This window comes from Cytobacillus citreus, from assembly GCF_018343665.1.
Lineage (GTDB): Bacteria > Bacillota > Bacilli > Bacillales > Cytobacillaceae > Cytobacillus > Cytobacillus citreus.
The window spans coordinates 78,851-97,432 of record NZ_JAGYPM010000003.1 but is presented as its reverse complement, the minus strand read 5'-3'; the positions used below and the strand labels follow the sequence as shown (position 1 = coordinate 97,432).

Below are 18,582 nucleotides of genomic sequence, written 5' to 3'. Positions count from 1 at the left end.
TCTTCTCTCGTTTACGTCTGCTAGAATAGTTTCGAATATGTAAAGGAGCGGATAGAGAAATGAAATTTCGAATTATTACTATCATAACCATTTTAACAGTATTTGTTCTTTCAGCTTGTGGTAAAAGTGAAATTCAAGATGCCAAAAATTGGCCAATTGCTGATTTTACATATACAGACAATAATAATGAAACATTCGGATTAGCTGATCTAAAAGGAAAAGTATGGGTTGCAGACTTTATTTATACGAATTGTCCAACTGTATGTTTGCCAATGACGTTTAATATGGCAAAATTACAAGAGTTGGCCAAAAAGGAAAAGATCGAAAACATTGAGTTTGTATCTTTTAGTGTAGATCCTGCACTCGATAGTCCAGAGGTATTAACGAAATATGCAAAGGAATTTAATGTAGATTTTAAGAACTGGCACTTTCTAACCGGTTATAAACAGGAAGAGATAGAGAAATTCGCGATGGATAATTTTAAAACGATCGTCAAAAAACCTGAAAATGACCCTGATGTCATACATCAAACATATTTTTATTTAGTTAATCAAGAAGGAAAAATTATGAAAATGTATTCTGGGGATAAAGAAACTCCATATGATGAAATCATAAAAGATATAAAGACATTACAATAGACCTTTTTTGGTCTATTTTTTTCTCTGTAAAATGGGAAATATATGCTAATGGTAACGATGTTTTGAAAAGAATGTGTCTGCTCGTGTTATAATATATTACAGAAAAAAATTACTCCCCCACTTCTTAAAAGATTACGTTTTGTAAGGCGGGTGAATATATGAGATGTAAACTGCTTATTATCGTTTTGAGTACGGTCTTATTAACCTCATGCAGTACACATTCCTCTTCCAATGCAGTTAGCTTTAACCATTCAAAGGAAACAGTGCTTATGGCTAAAACAGAGCTTCCAAATGATTTTATTCCGCAAAACATTACGATTGTGTCAGCAGGAGATTCATTAACAGAAGGGGTTGGGGATAGCACAAATCGGGGCGGATATACACATTATCTTAAAGAAAATCTAGAGAAAGATAAAGGGATAAATGAGGCTCATTTTTATAACTTTGGAGTTAAAGGTAATCGCTCAGATCAGCTCCTTAAAAGGCTTAACTCGAATAAGGTAAAGACAGCGATTGGTGATGCAGATTTTGTTATTTTGACAATTGGCGGAAATGATATGATGAAGGTTGTTCAAGAGAACTTCTCAAATTTAAATATGCAGGCCTTTCAAGAGCAGAAACTAATTTATAAAGATAATTTAGAACAAGCGGTAACAATAATACGTGAAGAAAACCCACGCAGTATGGTCGTTTTAGTAGGGTTGTATAATCCATTTTTGAAATGGTTTGCAAATATTACCGAAATTAATCAGATTGTTGACGACTGGAATGAAACAAGTAAAAATGTGCTTGCAAAATTTCCAGATACTTATTTTGTAGAAATTGATGATCTTTTCGAAAATAATTCGGAAGACCTGCTGTTCAAGGATTATTTCCATCCTAATGATAAAGGATATGAACTTATTGCAGTCCGAGTTTACGAAACCTTAAAAGAGGAAGCTTTATTAAAGCTGCCAAATAAATACTACACAGAGGGAAATGGGGAGAATGAAAGTTGAAAAAACAGAAATGGAAAAATCTCTTTTTCCTTTTACTGGGTATTAATTTATTCATAATTGTTTTATTGTTATTTTTAATCTACAGTCCTATTGAAGAAGAAAAATATACATCAGAAGACGTGAAATCAACATCTCATGTCCCGTTTAAGATTAAGACAGATAAACAGGATTTAAATAAAGTAATTAATCATTATCTAGAAAAAGAAGGTTTAACAGGGGAGAACGACTATCAAATATTATTAAATGATGAAGTAGAGCTAAGAGGTGCACTCCCTGTATTTAGTCAAGAAATTCAAATGAAGCTAACTTTTGAACCAATTGCTTTGGAAAATGGCGATATTCTTCTCCAGCAAAAGTCAATTTCTGTTGGACAGCTGCAATTACCTGTTTCATATGTATTAAAATTTGTTAGAGATAAATATAAACTCCCAAAATGGGTTACAATTCAGCCGAATGAAGAAAAAATATATGTTTCATTGCAGAAAATGAAGTTAAAAAGTGATATTCATGTAAAAGTGGATGAGTTCGATTTGAGAAATGATGATATTCGATTCACACTATTAGTACCTGTAAAGTAAAAATAAATTGAAATTAAGGCATGATTCAAAAGTCTCTTAGCACTTTTGTGTCATGCCTATTTTTGTAAATTTTTATGTGCAGTAGGACCTCCGCTGATAGATGATTCACTTTATCCTTTTATGATGATTGCTTCTAATTTAGGTTCGCTAGCTGCTAAACCAATAAGCAGAATAGAATAAGCTCTGTTTGGCTTAAGTTGGATTTGTGGAAATGGAAGGACGATATTAGAAGATCCTGAAATTCGAGCTTCCAAATCTACAATCATAGGAGAGAGGCCAAGATAACTAGTAGATTTGCGAAATGAAAGATTTGAGAATAAGACATCCCTGTCTTTAACGGCAATATCCATTTCAGGTGAGTCGGGGGAAAGATGGACAAATCTTACTTTGGTTTCTCTTTTAGGTACTCGTGGATCATCTTCTAATGTAACCCACTTTATATTCTTTACAAAACCTGTAGAAATAAAAGTATAAAGCCTATCTTGTTCAATCTTTATTTTTCTACTTAGTATAGTTGAGACCATATTTCCAGCAGGATAAATATCGACCTGATGCTTGCCTATGGGAATTGACATGTAATTACTAATTTCTTTAAATGAGAAATCCCTTAGTATTCTTATTCCATTAATATATATATCTACATTTTTTGCATCCGTGGAAGCATGTACGAAACGGATTTTCCCGGAACCATTTATATTTTGATGATTAGACATCATGTTCGAGCGTAAATAGTGCGTGGCCATATTCATATAATGTAAATGTTTTTGGTAATATGCAATATGTTTATTAGGATCAGAATATTTATAGTAATTTGCTAGCAAATCGGATTTGACAGCTTTTTGAAAAAGATCATTATCATTTCTATTTCTGGACATACCTCTCGCTCCTATCTAGATGGTATATGTCATTAACATATGCATGATTGTATAGGAGGGTGTCATGTATTGAGGGCATGTTATTAAAAAAATTGTAAATGGTACTTTACTTTTGGATGGTTATTCCATATAATAAAAACAAATATATGGAAGGTGGGTGAAGTGCAATGTCAATATTATTATTTGTAAATACGTTATTTGTTGATAATTATTGCACAGCCCAATCTAGATCTGTTTAATTTTGTAGAAATTTAGTTTTTTCTATGCTTATTAAACCATGGGCTGTGTAGTCTATGGTTTTTTTATACTTTTATATGCATGGAGGAATAAAATTGAATTTATCTGCAATTGGTTTTAATGAATTTTTTGAGAACGAATTTGAGTCATATAAAGCAGAGGGCTATATTGTTGGCAGGGTAGCGCTTGAACATAAAAGAATGTATCGCGTGTGGACTGAGGAAGGAGAGCTTCTTTGTGAAGTTTCTGGGAAGTTTTCCTATTTGGCTGCCACTAGAGAGGATTTTCCTGCAGTAGGGGATTGGGTAGTGTTAAAAACACGGACTGGAGAAGACCGTGGTATGATTCACGGAGTACTACCTAGGAAAAGTAAGTTTTCCAGAAAGGCTGCTGGTACAAATACCGAGGAGCAAATTGTTGCTACGAATGTAGATACCATATTCCTTGTCAATTCTCTTAATGATGATCTTAATTTACGTCGAATTGAAAGATATTTGCTGTTAACTTGGGAAAGTGGAGCTACTCCAGTTATCGTGTTAACAAAGTCAGATTTATGTGATGATTTGGAAAAAAAATTATCCGCTATAGAAGGAATTGCAATGGGTGTACCCGTAGTTCCTGTCAGTGTCATGGAAGAAAAGGGGATTTCTGAACTGGAACCATTTCTTTTGCCAGGGAAAACAGTCGCACTACTTGGATCTTCTGGAGTAGGAAAATCAACATTGACGAATTATCTTTTAGGAGATGAAAAGCAGAAGGTACAGGAAATCCGTGAAGTTGATGATAAAGGTCGACATACCACTACTCATCGTGAATTGATACTTCTTCCTGGAGGAACAGTTTTAATCGATACGCCAGGTATGAGGGAGCTTCAGCTTTGGGACAGCAGTGATGGATTTGTCGAAAGCTTTTCAGATATAGAAACGACTGCTGAAGAATGTAAGTTTAGGAACTGTACTCATGAACAGGAGCCGGGTTGTGCAGTTAAACAGGCAATTCATGATGGAATATTTGATATAGATCGACTTTTGAGCTATAAAAAACTCCAAAAAGAACTAGCCTATTTAGAAAGAAAGCAAGAAAAACGTGCCCAGGTTGAGGAGAAAAAACGCCGGAAAAGTATTACTATTAGTGTAAAGAACGCAAAAAAGTAAAATTACTAATTAAAGAAATTGTGGACCTCTTAGGATAAAGGGGTCTATTTTAGCTAATAGGAGTTTAAGTTTATTAACGTACTAAGGTAAAGTGTGTCACCAATTAAATATTTGCTAATATGATCGCATAAGTAAAACTAAGGCATTCGCCAAAAAGGACTTGGCGAATGCCAAGTTTTTCTAATTTATAATCTGTGCTAAAAAGTTTAGACTGCATTTTTCGATAAAATAGGCAAACACCCGTACAGGTCAAGCACCAACATCATAAGTTAATATGGAAAATGCCCCTAAAAAGCGAGGAGTGAAGAATTATGTATTATGGTGGATATGGTTGTGATCCATGCTATCCAGGATATGGATTTCCAGTTGCTGGTGCTGGTATAGGACCTGTAGGTGGATATGGATTTCCAGTTGCTGGTGCTGGTATAGGACCTGTAGGTGGGTGTGGCTTTGGCGGCTTTGCCTTAATTGTTGTATTGTTTATTCTATTGATTATTATTGGAGCAAGCTGTGTAGGCTTCTGATAAAAAGAAAAGCGGAAACGCTTTGAACATGAGCTAGATATTAAAATAATATGTAAAAAGTTATTCGTATTAATAATAAAATCAGGTCTGTCTCTTTTATTCAAAGGGGGCAGTCTTTTTTGGTTAAATGAAATGTTCAAGATTTATAACGGGCTAAAGGAAATTTAAATCCCAATTATGTATCTGCCAATTTCGAATTATACATATATTGATCAAAATACGAACAATAACTATATTAACTTTTAAAATAGTTCGTTTTAATGGTTGACGATACCGTTTTCGTTTGTTATAGTTACCTTTGGTTGAGGAAATGACGAAAATGCCCGCGTCTGGAGGAATTAGACGATGAAACAAAATTATGATGTAATTGTCGTTGGAGCTGGCCCGGCTGGAATATTTACTTCCTATGAATTAAATTTAAAAATGCCTGAAGCAAATGTACTCTTAATTGATAAAGGTCATGATATTTATAAAAGAAATTGTCCTATTTTACAAAAGAAAATAGAAAAATGCCCGCCTGCTATTGGCAGAAAGGAATTTGCTGGCTGCTTACCAGCATGTTCAATCACGAATGGTTTTGGTGGTGCAGGGGCATATTCAGATGGAAAGTTTAATATTACGAGTGAATTTGGCGGTTGGATGACAGACTATCTTCCAGATTCGCAAGTCATTGAGTTAATAAAATATGTAGATGAGATAAACTTAAAGCATGGTGCAACAGAAACAATAACAGATCCTTTGACACCTAAGGTAAGAGAAATTGAACGCTGCGGATATGCTGCGGGTTTAAAGTTGCTTCGTGCACAAGTTAGACATCTAGGTACAGAACAAAACCTGCAAATCATGAAAAGCATTTATGAATATTTAAATGAAAAAATTGATATGGCTTATAAAACAGAGGTTGAGGATTTAATAACAGAAAAGAGCCAAGATGGATTGAAAGTGACGGGGGTAAAATTAAAATCTGGTGATATCATTAATGCAAACAAGATTGTTGTAGTACCAGGCCGTGACGGTTCAGTGTGGTTAGCAAATCTATTAAAATCTCGCCGTTTAAAAATGATTAACAATCAAGTAGATATAGGTGTACGGGTTGAGACGTCAAACGTTATTATGGAAGAAATAAACGAGCATTTATATGAAGGAAAATTCACGTTTAACACTTCAGTCGGTACAAGAGTGAGAACGTTTTGCAGCAATCCGTCTGGTCATGTTGTCGTAGAGAATCATTCAGGAATCATGCTAGCGAATGGTCATGCCTATAAAGATCCAAAGTTAGGAAGTCCAAATACGAATTTTGCCCTTCTTGTTTCCCATACTTTTTCAGATCCTTTTGATAAGCCGAATGAATATGCGCATGAAGTATCGCGTCTAGCGAATAGCTTATCAAATGGAGGCTTAATCGTTCAGAAATACGGAGATATTTTAAAGGGAAGAAGATCAACAGAAAAAAGAATAAGAGAAGGGTTCCTTGAGCCGACTTTAAAGGAAGCAGTTCCAGGTGATCTTGGATTGGCCCTTCCATATAATACAATGAAAAGTCTTATCGAAATGACAGAAGCATTAAATCACGTAACACCTGGTATTGCCTCAGAGCATACGTTGTTTTATGGGGTTGAAGCTAAATTCTATTCTGCCCGCCCAAAATTAAATGATCGTTTCGAAACTGAAATTAATGGTTTGTATGTTGGTGGAGACGGTGCAGGTATTACGAGAGGTCTTGCACAGGCAGGAGCATGTGGTGTTTGGATTGCGAGAGATATCGTTGAAAAATCAAAAACAGGTACACGAAAAGAAGCTGTTCTTGTTTAAATAATATAAATATAAAAAGAGCCAATGATCGGATTGGCTCTTTTTATGTCTAACTCCATACTATTTTAGTATTTGTCCTTTTATACTTCCTATAAGTCTGGTAAAATATTGTTATTTTATAAATGAATAGAGAGAGATCTATTATGCTTGCGGAACGGTTAAAACCAGGAGATCAAATTAGGGTAATAGCCCCATCAAGAAGTATGACGATTTTAAAAGGGAAGCAAATAGAAATTGCGACGGAGCGGTTGAATTAACTCGGCTTCACTGTTACTTTTGGAAAAAATGTTGAGCAGCATGATGACTTTTTTAGTACCTCAATTGAAGAAAGAATTGTGGATTTACACGATGCTTTTCGTGATCCTGATGTAAAAGGAATTCTCACGGTTATTGGCGGCTATAATGCGAATCAGCTGCTAAAATATATTGATTTTGACTTAATCCGCGCCAACCCAAAGGTATTTTGCGGATATAGTGATATAACAGCGTTAAACGCAGCGATATACAAAAAAACCGGCTTGATTAATTATTCAGGACCACATTTCTCAAGCTTTGGAGTAAAATATGGATTTGAGTATACATTAGAATCTTTCATTCAAGCTGTCACAAACGATGCTCCGTGCGAGGTTGAACCATCCTCTCAATGGAGCGATGATGCTTGGTATCTTGACCAAGAGGATCGAACATTTATTGAACAGGATGGCTATATAGTGCTGCAGGAAGGAAAAGCAGAAGGTACTTTAATTGGCGGAAATTTATGCACACTTAATTTATTGCAAGGTACAGAGTTTATGCCTTCACTGAAAAATGCAATCCTCTTTATTGAGGATGATGATGAATCACATGCATTAACATTTGATCGTGATCTTCAATCTCTTCTTCATCTTCCAGATGCAAAAGATATTCAAGCTGTTTTGATTGGTAGATTTCAAAAAGATTCACATATAACAGAAGAAGCTCTTAGAAAAATTATTGCATCAAAGAAGGAATTATCGCATATTCCAATTATATCCAATGTTAATTTTGGCCATGTTCAGCCGTACGCAACGATTCCGGTAGGGGCGCATGCAACAGTTACAGCTACTGGCAATAAAACAGAAATCCTAATAGAGCAAAATATCATTAAGTAAACCACAAATAAAAAATATCTATTCTAAAGACAGCTCGTAAACTGCTGTCTTTTTTTTATTTTCACGATATATATGAAAGATTTAGACAATCATCTCATATAATCTAGTATTGTCCCTAATGGTATGAAATCGTTGCAAATGGGATGGAGGAGGCTGGCTTATGAACCAAACAAACTTAATTAAGCCATTGCTGGACGCTAATTATCCAGTAATCGATTATGGTAAAGGAATTTATTTATATGATAAAGAAGGGAAGGAATATTTGGACGCCTCATCAGGTGCAATAACCGCTAATATTGGTCATGGAGTAAAGGAAATAATTGATGCCATGCTAGAACAGGCAAAACGTGTTTCATTCGTATACCGATCTCAGTTTACGAGTGATGCTGCGGAAAAGCTTGCCCAAAAAATTGCTGAGCTCACGATTGGTGACTTAAACTGGTGTTTTTTTGTAAATAGCGGCTCTGAAGCAACTGAGACGGCAATGAAAATCGCTATTCAATACTGGCAAGAAAAAGGGATCCACACAAAACAGAAAGTCCTATCAAGATGGATGAGCTATCATGGGATCACATTAGGTGCTTTATCAATGTCTGGCCATACAGGTAGGAGGGCAAGATTCATCCCACTTCTTGAAGATTTTCCAGTCATTCATCCACCCTATTGCTACAGATGTCCATATAATCTGGAAGCTTCAAACTGTGGCTTTGCATGCGCACAGGAGCTTGATACAGTCATTAAGAGAATCGGAGAAAATCAAATAGCAGCATTCATAGCGGAACCGATTATCGGTGCATCTGGGGGAGCAGTCACACCACCAAAGGGCTACTATAAAGTGATTAAAGAGATATGTGAAAAAAATGACATCCTCTTTATTGCTGATGAAGTCATGACTGGCTTTGGAAGAACAGGAGCGATGTTAGCATGTGAACATTGGGATATTGAACCAGATATTGTTGCACTTGGTAAAGGAATGGGGGCTGGCTATGCTCCGATTGCAGCAACTTTAGTAAGTGATCGAGTGATGGAACCCATTTTGGCAGGATCAAAAATTGTATTGAGCGGGCATACATTAAGTGCTAATCCACAATCATGTGCAGTTTCACTTGCTGTTCTTGAATATTTAGAGAAGAACAAAATTATACAAGAAGTAGACAAAAAAAGTGTGTATTTAATTGAAAGGCTTGAGAAGCTCCAAAAAGATTATCCATTTATTGGAGATATCCGAGGGAAGGGGCTCATGATCGGCTTGGAATTTGTTAAGAATAGGGAAGAAAAAACTCCTTTCCCCCGAGCGCTCCAATTTACACAGAAACTCATTCAGCTTGCACAGAATTGTGGGCTGCTCATTTATCCAGCAGGGGCAGGAATTGATGGAATCAATGGTGATTCAGTATTAATTGCTCCGCCACTAACTATTACGATTCCTGAAATAGATGAGTTAATAAGGAGATTACAAGAGACATTCCAACTCTATTCGAATAAATATTTGTCAGTCAAGGAGGGAATAGAGTAATGGGAAATTCCTTCAAAAAAATCATTTCTATTGAGGAGGCAATGGAGAATTTTCATGATGGAATGACAATATTGTTTGGCGGCTTTGGTGGAATTGGTTCACCACCTACGATTATCGATGGTATTCTTGAAAAAGGGATTCGTAATTTAACACTAATTGGGAATGATACAGGATTTCCTCATATAGGGATAGGTAAAATCGTTAGTCAAGGAAAAGCTGTGAAAATCATTGCTTCGCATATAGGCTCAAATCCAGTTGCCGGGCAATTAATGACTGAAGGGAAGCTGGACGTGGAATTTTCACCTCAAGGTATTCTTGCTGAAAGAATTAGGGCAGGTGGCGTGGGACTAGCCGGAATATTATCAGATATCGGAATCGATAATGAAATGGTTTCAAGCAATAAACAGAAAGTCAAAACAAATGGAAAGGAGTATTTGGTTGAAACGGCACTCACAGGGGATGTTTCTATCGTATTCGCGAAAAAAGCTGATCCATATGGAAACCTCATATATGATAAAAGTGCGAGAAATACAAATCCACTAGTTGCAATGGCAGGAAATATTACAATTGCAGAAGTAGAGGAAATTGTCCCATTAGGCAGCTTAAATCCAGACGAAATTATTACACCTGGAGTATTTGTTGATTATATCGTTCCTTCTAAAGGGGTGAATTGGAAATGGGTATGGGAATAGAAAGTCGAAATAGAATTGCCAAGCGTGCTGCAGAGGAAATAAAAGATGGGATGGTCGTGAATCTTGGTATCGGCATTCCTTCCCTCGTTCCGAACTATTTGCCCAAGCAGATTAATGTCATGTTCCATGCGGAAAATGGAATTACAGGAATGGGGGCAAGTCCTTTTAAAGGAGAAGAAGATGAAAATTTATGCAATGCGGGGGGCTATCCAGTTACAGTTGTCAAGGGGGCTTCCTATTGTGACAGTTCAGTTTCCTTTGGCATGATTCGTCGCGGGAGAATAGACGTGACCATTCTTGGTTCCCTGCAGGTAAGTGAAAAAGGAGATCTAGCTAATTGGATTGTTCCGGGAAAGAAAGTTCCTGGTATGGGGGGAGCAATGGAATTAGCCCAAAAGGCGAAAAAAGTGATTGTATTAATGAATCATACAGATAAAAGAGGGAATGCAAAAATACTTAACGAATGCACCTTGCCGTTAACTTCTTCAAGATGTGTAGATTTGATCATTACTGAAATGGCTGCTTTTCAAGTATCGGGACATGGATTAATTCTTACAGAATTATTTTCACCTTATACGGTTGAAGAAGTTAGAATGAAAACTGGCTGTGAATTTCAAATAATTGAAAATCTAAGAATTATAGACTATTAATCATTAGGAAAATGTAATAGATTTTTATTCTAAGGAGTGACGGTATGCTGGAAGAAAAAAAAATAAAACAATGGCTGGCGGAAAATAAAAAAAAAGGAATGAACCTTCTGCAAAGACTTGTTCAGGAAGGCAGTATTCGTGGAAATGAAAGCAGTGCGCAGGCAATTATTATTGAAAAATGCAGGGAGCTTGGTCTCTCATTAGATATTTGGGAGATTGGAGAGGATGATTTATTCACGCATCCAGTCTTTTGCTCAGACCGAAAAGACTTTTCGGGAAATCCAAATATCGTTGGAGTGCTCAAAGGTGCTGGTGGAGGCCGGTCGATTATTCTTAACGGCCACATTGATGTTGTCCCAGAAGGGGATCGTAATGAGTGGAGACATGACCCTTTCAGCGGTCACATTGAGGAAGGGATTATCTATGGACGAGGTTCAACAGATATGAAAGGAGGGACTGTTTCCCTTATATTAGCAATTGAAGCAATAATAAATTCCGGTATTCAATTAAAAGGGGATGTTATTTTTCAAAGTGTTATTGAAGAAGAGAGTGGAGGGGCTGGCACGCTCGCGGCAGTTTTAAGAGGCTACAAAGCGGATGGGGCCATTATTCCAGAACCTACAAATATGAAATTGTTTCCAAAGCAGCAAGGTTCAATGTGGTTTCGGATCACTGTAAAAGGACGTTCAGCACATGGTGGAACAAGGTATGAAGGGATAAGTGCAATTGAAAAAGCGATGATTGTTATTACAGGATTACAGAATTTAGAGAAAAAGAGAAATGAGAAAATTACTGATCCACTTTATGAAAACATACCGATTCCAATTCCTATTAATATAGGGAAAATCCATAGTGGAGAATGGCCATCATCAGTTCCTGATATAACAGTTATTGAAGGGAGGATGGGTGTGGCTCCTGATGAAAAAATGGAAGATGCAGAAAAGGAAATGGAGGCAATGTTAGCCCAAATCTCAGAAATGGACGATTGGTTATGTGAAAATCCCCCAAAAATTGAATGGTTTGGAGGAAGATGGCTTCCAGGAAATCTTGAAGCTAGTCATCCATTAATAGAAACGATTTCAGAATGCTTTCAAAAAGTGAAACAGACGAGACCGGTAGTTGAAGCATCACCATGGGGAACAGACGGTGGGATCCTTTCTACTGTGGCGGGGACCCCCGTTGTTGTGTTTGGACCAGGAGTAACGGAGGTAGCACACGATGTGAATGAGTATATTTCAATTAATGAAGTATTTGAAGCGGCAGAAATAATTGCTTTAACGCTTTTAAAATGGTGTGAAACTAATTAGATTTATTTGGATTAAAGTGCCTTTTCTAATAATTGTTTTGTCTCGTTTTTATCAACCTCGAGGGAAGGCGCTTAGTCTTTTCAATTAAGGAGGAAAGAAAAAATGGAAAAAATTGCAGATATACAATTAATTCAAACCGATCATTTTTCAATAGAAGTATATAAAGATTTGTTTAACAAACGTATTCGAGTTGATGATTTATGTGGAAATATCCCTAAAGCAATTAAAAAAGCAGAATCGGTCGCGAATAGCCTTCATGCAGAAAAAATAATTATTAAAGCAAGAAAAGAGTATTTTGTTAAATTAATTGAACATGGGTATCAGTGTGAAGCAGTGATTGAGAATTATTTTCTCGGCTCAAATCTTTATTTTTTTTGCAAATATTGTACTAATGAAAGAAGGACAAGCACTCAGTGGCTGAACGAAGATCAAATTGTAAAAAATGTTCTCGCATTAGAAAGAAACAGTCATCCAATCCTTCCTCCATCCGAGTATAAACTGAAAAAAATAACCATTGAGGATGCAAAATGCTTAGCAAGCCTTTATGAAAAGGTTTTTCAAATATATCCAACTCCACTCAATGATCCTCAATATATTGAAAATACAATACTAGAAGGGACTATCTATTATTGCTTCCAACATCATGGAGAAATTGTTAGCGCAGCATCAGCTGAAGTTAATTCCTTTTACAAAAATGCAGAATTAACCGATTGTGCAACATTACCTGAACACCGTAAGCATGGCTTAATGAAATTTTTATTAGAGAAGCTTGAAGCTGATTTGAAAGAAAATGGGGTATATTGTGCTTATTCAATTGCAAGATCCTTATCATTTGGTATGAATGCTGCCTTGCATCAGCTAGGATATTACTATCGAGGTAGGCTTATCAATAACTGTTATATTTTTGATAAGCTGGAGGATATGAATGTTTGGGTCAAGGATCTTTCGAAATAATACAGAAGGGTGCTTACCCTTTTCTGGTGCCAAATTTTCGGCAGAAAAAAGACAATTTTTCGGCTGTTCTTACATATTATCAAAGGGGGGATCGGGATCACTAAATTACATGTAAAATCAAAAGAGGTTCTTTCAGCCATTTTAAATGGAATAGATGAAGGAATTCATGTTGTAGATTTAAATGGAAAAACCATATATTATAATGAAATCGCAGCAAAGCATGACGGAATGAATGTAAATGAAGTATTAGATAGACCACTTTTAGCCGCTTTTCCCTCGTTGAATGAACAGACTAGTACACTATTAAAAGTGATGAAAACGAATAAACCCATTTATAATCAAACTCAGTCATATGTTAATGCTCACGGACATCAAATTGATACGATAAATACTACACTCCCAATTAGAGTAAGTGATAAAACAGTCGGGGCAGTGGAGATTGCGAAGGATTATTCAAGGTTGAAGGTACTTTCTGAAAGATTGCTTGATTTACAGAAAAAGATGGAACTGCCAGTGAAGAAAAAAAAGAAATCCTCAACTAGTACGCAATATACTTTAGATAGTATATTAACTGTTAGCTCTGACTTAATGGCTGTTAAGAAAGAAGCAAAAAAGCTTGCAAAGTCAGATTCCCCAATAATGGTTTTTGGAGAAAGCGGTTGTGGGAAGGAGCTGTTTGTACAAGGTATTCACCATGCCTCTTTACGAGCAGAAGGACCTTTTATTGCCCAGAACTGTGCAGCAATCCCAGAGACATTACTAGAAAGCATTTTATTTGGAACATCCAAAGGATCCTATACAGGTGCAGTAGACCGGCCGGGCTTATTTGAGCTTGCTGATGGGGGTACCCTCTTCCTTGACGAAATCCATGCTATGCCAATTGAACTGCAGGCGAAGCTGCTTAGAGTGCTGGAGGATGGTCTAGTGAGAAGAGTTGGCAGTACGGAAAGTTTTTTTGTCAATGTCCGTATTATTGCGGCAATGAATGTTCATCCGCAAAAAGCTCTTGAAAAGCAGCAGATAAGAGATGATCTTTTTTACCGATTGAATGTTTTGACCTTTAAACTTCTACCGTTAAGGGAAAGGCAGGAAGATATTAGCTTTCTGACCGAACATTTTATTTCTTCTTTTAATTTAGCATTTAAGAAGAGAGTAAAAAGTGTGAATGCAAAGGTGATGAATTACTTTAAAACGTATGACTGGCCAGGGAATGTAAGAGAATTAAAACACACAATTGAGTATATGATGAATGTATGTGAAGGTGAGTTTTTAACAGAAATAGATTTGCCAGTCATGCTAAAGCAAAATTTTATGCATTCAAAAAGGGAGAAGAATATTTCAAGCCTATCCTTGAGAAATAATCTACAGCAGTTAGAAAAAGAGTTAATAATGGATGCTCTTCAACAAACCGATGGAAATATTAATCAGGCAGCAAAGCTTCTTGAGATTCCTAGGCAAACATTACAATATAAACTACAAAAACTGAAATGAACGAATGCCGAATAATCGGCATTTTTTTCTTTTGTATTAGAATTTTAATAAAATTATTTTTTTCTCTTGAAAAAACGATTAATTATAAAACGAGTAATGGCGGACGCTGTAAAGCTTACAGGAATACGATATATGAAAATCTTTGATTTGGCACAATATTTGCATGTGTTTTTATATAGAAATTCTGAGGAGGATTAAGAATGAAACAATTTTTATACAAACCATCCCGTCATTGGAAGGATATTGAGCTTTGGAAGGATGTATCAGAAGAACAATGGAATGATTGGCTTTGGCAGCTGACCAATACAATTCGTACAGTGGATGACTTAAAGAAGGTTATAAACCTTACACCTGAAGAGGAGGAAGGTGTAAAGATATCAACGAAAACAATTCCCTTAAATATTACTCCATATTATGCTTCTTTAATGAATCAAGATGATCCGCGTTGTCCAGTTCGCATGCAATCAGTACCGATTTCAAAGGAAATTTATAAGACGAAATATGACCTAGAGGACCCACTACATGAAGATGAGGATTCACCAGTGCCTGGCCTCACACATCGATATCCAGATCGTGTTCTCTTTCTTGTCACGAATCAATGCTCAATGTATTGCCGCTATTGTACAAGAAGACGTTTTTCTGGGCAGATTGGAATGGGAGTACCGAAGAAACAGCTGGACGCTGCCATTGATTATATAAGAAGTGAACCCCAAGTAAGAGACGTTCTTATTTCCGGTGGAGATGGGCTTTTAATAAACGACAATATTTTAGAATATATTTTAAAAAACCTCCGCGAAATTGACCATGTAGAAATTATTCGTATTGGTACAAGAGCACCCGTTGTTTTCCCTCAAAGAATTACTGAAAACCTTTGTAATATCTTAAAAAAGTATCATCCAGTATGGCTAAATACCCACTTTAATACCTCTATAGAAATTACCGAAGAATCCAAAAAAGCATGTGAAATGCTTGCTAATGCAGGTGTACCAGTTGGGAATCAATCTGTCATTCTTGCAGGAATAAATGACAGTGTCCCGATTATGAAAAAACTTATGCATGATCTCGTTAAAATTAGAGTTAGACCTTATTATATTTATCAATGTGATTTATCAGAGGGAATTGGCCATTTTCGTGCACCTGTTTCAAAAGGGCTAGAAATTATTGAAGGACTGCGTGGGCATACATCAGGATATGCTGTCCCAACATTCGTTGTGGATGCTCCTGGAGGTGGAGGGAAGATTTCTCTTCAGCCTAACTATTTAATTTCACAAAGTGTTGATAAAGTGGTTTTACGAAATTTTGAAGGAGTTATTACAACTTATCCTGAACCAGAATCCTATGTACCAGGACGAGCGGAAGGGTATTTCAAAGAAATATATCCTGATATGGACGAGAAAAAATCGACTATTGGTATTGCTGGCCTAATGAGTGATCAGAAATTTAATCTTGTTCCTGAAGGGTTGGCAAGGCATGATCGTCGAGAAAGGTATGAACATGATCCATTACATGCAACATTAAAGGATAAGAGACAAAAGCGTGATCAGTTAAAAGAGAAAAAATTTCAAGCTCAACAGACTATGCAAAAGCCTTTCGAATCAGAAATAAATGAAATTGCATCGGAAAGGGTGGATACTAATATTAATGGATAAGAAATGTGCATGGTGTGAAAGTGAAAAGATTGAGCATCGTTTGGACAATGTTTACTGGGAGATGCCCGACGGAACGAGAGCTGTAAAAATTAGTGAGGTACCATCAGTTAAATGCCACTCATGTAATATGGTATACCAATCAGATCAGCTTGTGAAAGAAATAGAAGATCAATTGTTTCTTATTAATACGAATGGGATTGGGCGAGAAACCAGCTTTAAGAACTTAATGGTACAGCCAAGGCTTTTGAAAAGGAATTATTTTGATTTTTAATAGCAAAATAAATAGGAATAGTTCACAAATAATTCATGTTTTTTCACAAACTCCTTTTCCACTATCATTATAATGAGTAATAGGGATATTATTCATTTATAATTGGGAGGAAAAGGGAATGCATCTAACGCTAATGATTATGCTTGCAGTAGCCATGTTTGGCTTGTTTTTTAGCGGGTATTATGCAGGTGTTATTAAAGAAAAGTATGGGAAAAATTGGCTTCAGGCTGTTCCGATTACAGTAGCGATTTTACTGTTTAATATTATTTGGATACTGACTGAATTAGCAAAATCAGAACGCTATCAGTAATAAATATAGGGTTTATACCATTGGTGCATTATATGAAAAAGCAATCCGGCATTGGATTGCTTTTTCATTTGGACAAAATGCGTATAATTGCTTATAGTATACGATATATTCTTTCATTCTGATGAACTACAGAGCAAATAATAATCGTAAAATAATTAAGGGTTAGGAAGGCGTGTGTGTATAATGGCAAAAACATTTTATCATTTTCTACTGAAATATCGGCATCCATCCCCACAAGATTCAATTAGCTTTTTTGCAAATCATGTCTACCAAGATCACGGTTTTCCAAAAACATCTTCAAATTATCATGAGCTTAGTACATATTTAGAATTAAATGGTTCTTATATGGAGAGCATGTCTGTATTTGACGATGTGTGGGAATTGTACAAGTTATATGAAGAACAGAGATAATCTGTGTTCCCATAAACGGACCGCAATTAATTGTTTTTGCATATACTATCGTAATCAATAATTCACGACTCACACCCGAGAGGATGGAGGAAATGAGCGATAGGAAAAAACCTAAATTTAATATCGGTGATACAGTCGTGATCACTATGTATGGAACGGTTGGTAAGATTACAAATATGAAGTGGCTCGACGGTATGTATGTTTATGAGGTTAATAGAAGTGAAGGTCTATATATGGAATCAAGCTTGGAAATGCTTTCTGATTATAAAGGAGAAATAATGGAAAAGGAACATATTGATATAGAGTATAAGTATTTTTTTGGAGATTTAGTACAAGTAAAGGGCTATGGATCAGACTTGTTCAAAGTCGTTGGGTTTAGAACAGAAATATGGCGTTATAAAGAGGATGCTTGGGAGGATATCATATACGAACTAACGAGAATTAGTGATGCGGAATGGCTTGAAGCAAATGAAGAGGAATTAATACTTGTAGCGGATGCGGAAAGTGCGGATGCCTTCATTCAGAAGCTGGGACTTCTGTACTTACTGAATAAGAAGGAAAAATTGCCAGAACTAAAAGAGAAAAAGGGAAGCTCCTTCCGCAAAGCAGAAAAGGAAATATTAGCAGAAATACGAGAAAAAAAGCTTTTAATCGATGGTTTATTAGATATATTTAATGATTATCGCATTCTCTACGAGATGTTTCATGACGAAGAATATAGACATATAATGCGTGTAATTTTAAGAAAACTGAAGCAGATTTCGAACAATGATGGAAAAAGTACAGTATAATTTCATTTGTTAAACTGAATTAATAAGAACACAATATATGGGATACCAAACCATAGTACGACCTTATACAGACCATTTAAAAACTGGCCGTAAAATTGGATGATCAAACTTTCTTCCTTATTTAAGTCCTCTGAAATTACTGCAGCTAAGCTAGATAATTTAGTCATATCTTTCTCCTCAATTTTATTAACGATTTTCCTTACAATTTTGCGCAAGGTACTTATGTTTCATTTATATGCTTGTCCTTAATAAAAATGTCAGAAAAAAATGAAGAAAGATTTTTAGTAATGTTTTAGAATCATTATCAAAATGCTTGTTATTTGCATGAAAATCAAAAGGACAACATACATTCTCTACAAAGGGGGCGTAGCTATGAAAGAAATAGAAGTGATTATTGATACGGAAGAAATAGCAGAATTTTTCTTTCATGAGCTGACAAGAAGAGGGTTTGTGCCTACTGAAGGTGAATTAGAAGAACTTGCGGATATTACATTCGATTACCTATTACAAAAATGTATTATTGATGAGGAAATAGAAGGAGATTAAAATAGAAAAAATGACGAGAAAGCTCTCGTCATTTTTCACATAATTTCA

Annotated in this window: 20 protein-coding genes and 1 pseudogene; 19 read left to right on the top strand and 2 right to left on the bottom strand. The window is 35.9% G+C overall.

Annotation, left to right across the window (positions count from 1 at the left end; all coding sequences use genetic code 11):
* The first annotated feature begins 59 nt into the window (after positions 1-59).
* From KHA94_RS12030 to KHA94_RS12020, 3 genes are all read left to right on the top strand, one after another.
* The gene (locus tag KHA94_RS12030) at positions 60-638 is read left to right on the top strand and encodes an SCO family protein (RefSeq protein ID WP_213102390.1); all 579 of its coding nucleotides are present in this window, start codon (positions 60-62) and stop codon (positions 636-638) included.
* A 158-nt stretch (positions 639-796) separates the two neighbouring features.
* Complete coding sequence (locus tag KHA94_RS12025; protein WP_213102389.1) at positions 797-1,636, top strand: SGNH/GDSL hydrolase family protein; 840 nt, start codon at positions 797-799, stop codon at positions 1,634-1,636.
* The gene (locus KHA94_RS12020) at positions 1,633-2,214 is read left to right on the top strand and encodes a YpmS family protein (RefSeq protein WP_213102388.1); all 582 of its coding nucleotides are present in this window, start codon (positions 1,633-1,635) and stop codon (positions 2,212-2,214) included. The genes KHA94_RS12025 and KHA94_RS12020 overlap by 4 nt, the downstream gene beginning before the upstream one ends.
* Before the next feature lie 110 nt (positions 2,215-2,324).
* On the opposite strand, the gene KHA94_RS12015 is transcribed toward KHA94_RS12020, so the two are convergent.
* Positions 2,325-3,089 (bottom strand): DUF4397 domain-containing protein, encoded by a 765-nt coding sequence (locus KHA94_RS12015; RefSeq protein WP_213102387.1) that lies wholly within the window; start codon positions 3,087-3,089, stop codon positions 2,325-2,327.
* 314 nt (positions 3,090-3,403) lie between these two features.
* Between KHA94_RS12015 and rsgA the strand changes: the two genes are divergently transcribed.
* The 15 genes and pseudogenes from rsgA (at position 3,404) to KHA94_RS11940 (ending at position 17,988) form a co-directional block, all read left to right on the top strand.
* Entirely contained in the window at positions 3,404-4,480 is a 1,077-nt protein-coding gene (gene rsgA / locus KHA94_RS12010) for a ribosome small subunit-dependent GTPase A (RefSeq protein WP_213103225.1), read from the top strand.
* A 311-nt stretch (positions 4,481-4,791) separates the two neighbouring features.
* Positions 4,792-5,004: a YjcZ family sporulation protein gene (locus KHA94_RS26665; protein WP_213102386.1), complete on the top strand. Its 213-nt coding sequence runs from the start codon at positions 4,792-4,794 to the stop codon at positions 5,002-5,004.
* Between the two features lie 345 nt (positions 5,005-5,349).
* Entirely contained in the window at positions 5,350-6,816 is a 1,467-nt protein-coding gene (locus KHA94_RS12000; RefSeq protein ID WP_213102385.1) for an NAD(P)/FAD-dependent oxidoreductase, read from the top strand.
* A gap of 143 nt (positions 6,817-6,959) precedes the next feature.
* Positions 6,960-7,946: pseudogene (locus tag KHA94_RS11995) on the top strand (S66 family peptidase).
* A 160-nt stretch (positions 7,947-8,106) separates the two neighbouring features.
* Positions 8,107-9,462: an aspartate aminotransferase family protein gene (locus KHA94_RS11990; RefSeq protein WP_213102384.1), complete on the top strand. Its 1,356-nt coding sequence runs from the start codon at positions 8,107-8,109 to the stop codon at positions 9,460-9,462.
* Positions 9,462-10,154 (top strand): CoA transferase subunit A, encoded by a 693-nt coding sequence (locus KHA94_RS11985; RefSeq protein WP_213102383.1) that lies wholly within the window; start codon positions 9,462-9,464, stop codon positions 10,152-10,154. Before KHA94_RS11990 ends, KHA94_RS11985 begins: the two co-directional genes overlap by 1 nt.
* The gene (locus tag KHA94_RS11980; RefSeq protein WP_213102382.1) at positions 10,139-10,804 is read left to right on the top strand and encodes a 3-oxoacid CoA-transferase subunit B; all 666 of its coding nucleotides are present in this window, start codon (positions 10,139-10,141) and stop codon (positions 10,802-10,804) included. Before KHA94_RS11985 ends, KHA94_RS11980 begins: the two co-directional genes overlap by 16 nt.
* Positions 10,805-10,848: 44 nt before the next feature.
* Positions 10,849-12,111: a peptidase gene (locus KHA94_RS11975; protein ID WP_213102381.1), complete on the top strand. Its 1,263-nt coding sequence runs from the start codon at positions 10,849-10,851 to the stop codon at positions 12,109-12,111.
* A 102-nt stretch (positions 12,112-12,213) separates the two neighbouring features.
* A complete protein-coding gene (gene ablB / locus KHA94_RS11970) occupies positions 12,214-13,065 on the top strand; it encodes a putative beta-lysine N-acetyltransferase (RefSeq protein WP_213102380.1) in 852 nt (283 codons plus the stop codon).
* A 96-nt stretch (positions 13,066-13,161) separates the two neighbouring features.
* Complete coding sequence (locus KHA94_RS11965; protein ID WP_213103224.1) at positions 13,162-14,556, top strand: sigma-54 interaction domain-containing protein; 1,395 nt, start codon at positions 13,162-13,164, stop codon at positions 14,554-14,556.
* 200 nt (positions 14,557-14,756) lie between these two features.
* Positions 14,757-16,205, top strand: a complete 1,449-nt coding sequence (gene kamA / locus KHA94_RS11960; protein WP_213102379.1) for a lysine 2,3-aminomutase — start codon at positions 14,757-14,759, stop codon at positions 16,203-16,205.
* Positions 16,198-16,476 carry a YokU family protein gene (locus KHA94_RS11955; protein WP_213102378.1) on the top strand — a complete coding sequence of 93 codons (279 nt, stop codon included), beginning with the start codon at positions 16,198-16,200 and terminating at the stop codon, positions 16,474-16,476. Before kamA ends, KHA94_RS11955 begins: the two co-directional genes overlap by 8 nt.
* Before the next feature lie 118 nt (positions 16,477-16,594).
* Positions 16,595-16,786: a hypothetical protein gene (locus KHA94_RS11950; RefSeq protein ID WP_213102377.1), complete on the top strand. Its 192-nt coding sequence runs from the start codon at positions 16,595-16,597 to the stop codon at positions 16,784-16,786.
* A 183-nt stretch (positions 16,787-16,969) separates the two neighbouring features.
* Positions 16,970-17,197 (top strand): YozE family protein, encoded by a 228-nt coding sequence (locus KHA94_RS11945; RefSeq protein WP_213102376.1) that lies wholly within the window; start codon positions 16,970-16,972, stop codon positions 17,195-17,197.
* Between the two features lie 92 nt (positions 17,198-17,289).
* A complete protein-coding gene (locus tag KHA94_RS11940; protein ID WP_213102375.1) occupies positions 17,290-17,988 on the top strand; it encodes a hypothetical protein in 699 nt (232 codons plus the stop codon).
* A gap of 2 nt (positions 17,989-17,990) precedes the next feature.
* Here KHA94_RS11940 and KHA94_RS11935 read toward each other — a convergent pair whose 3' ends face one another.
* Positions 17,991-18,155 carry a hypothetical protein gene (locus tag KHA94_RS11935; RefSeq protein WP_213102374.1) on the bottom strand — a complete coding sequence of 55 codons (165 nt, stop codon included), beginning with the start codon at positions 18,153-18,155 and terminating at the stop codon, positions 17,991-17,993.
* A gap of 205 nt (positions 18,156-18,360) precedes the next feature.
* Here KHA94_RS11935 and KHA94_RS11930 point away from each other — a divergent pair, with 205 nt between their 5' ends.
* Positions 18,361-18,534 carry a YozD family protein gene (locus KHA94_RS11930; protein ID WP_213102373.1) on the top strand — a complete coding sequence of 58 codons (174 nt, stop codon included), beginning with the start codon at positions 18,361-18,363 and terminating at the stop codon, positions 18,532-18,534.
* Positions 18,535-18,582 lie beyond the last annotated feature (48 nt).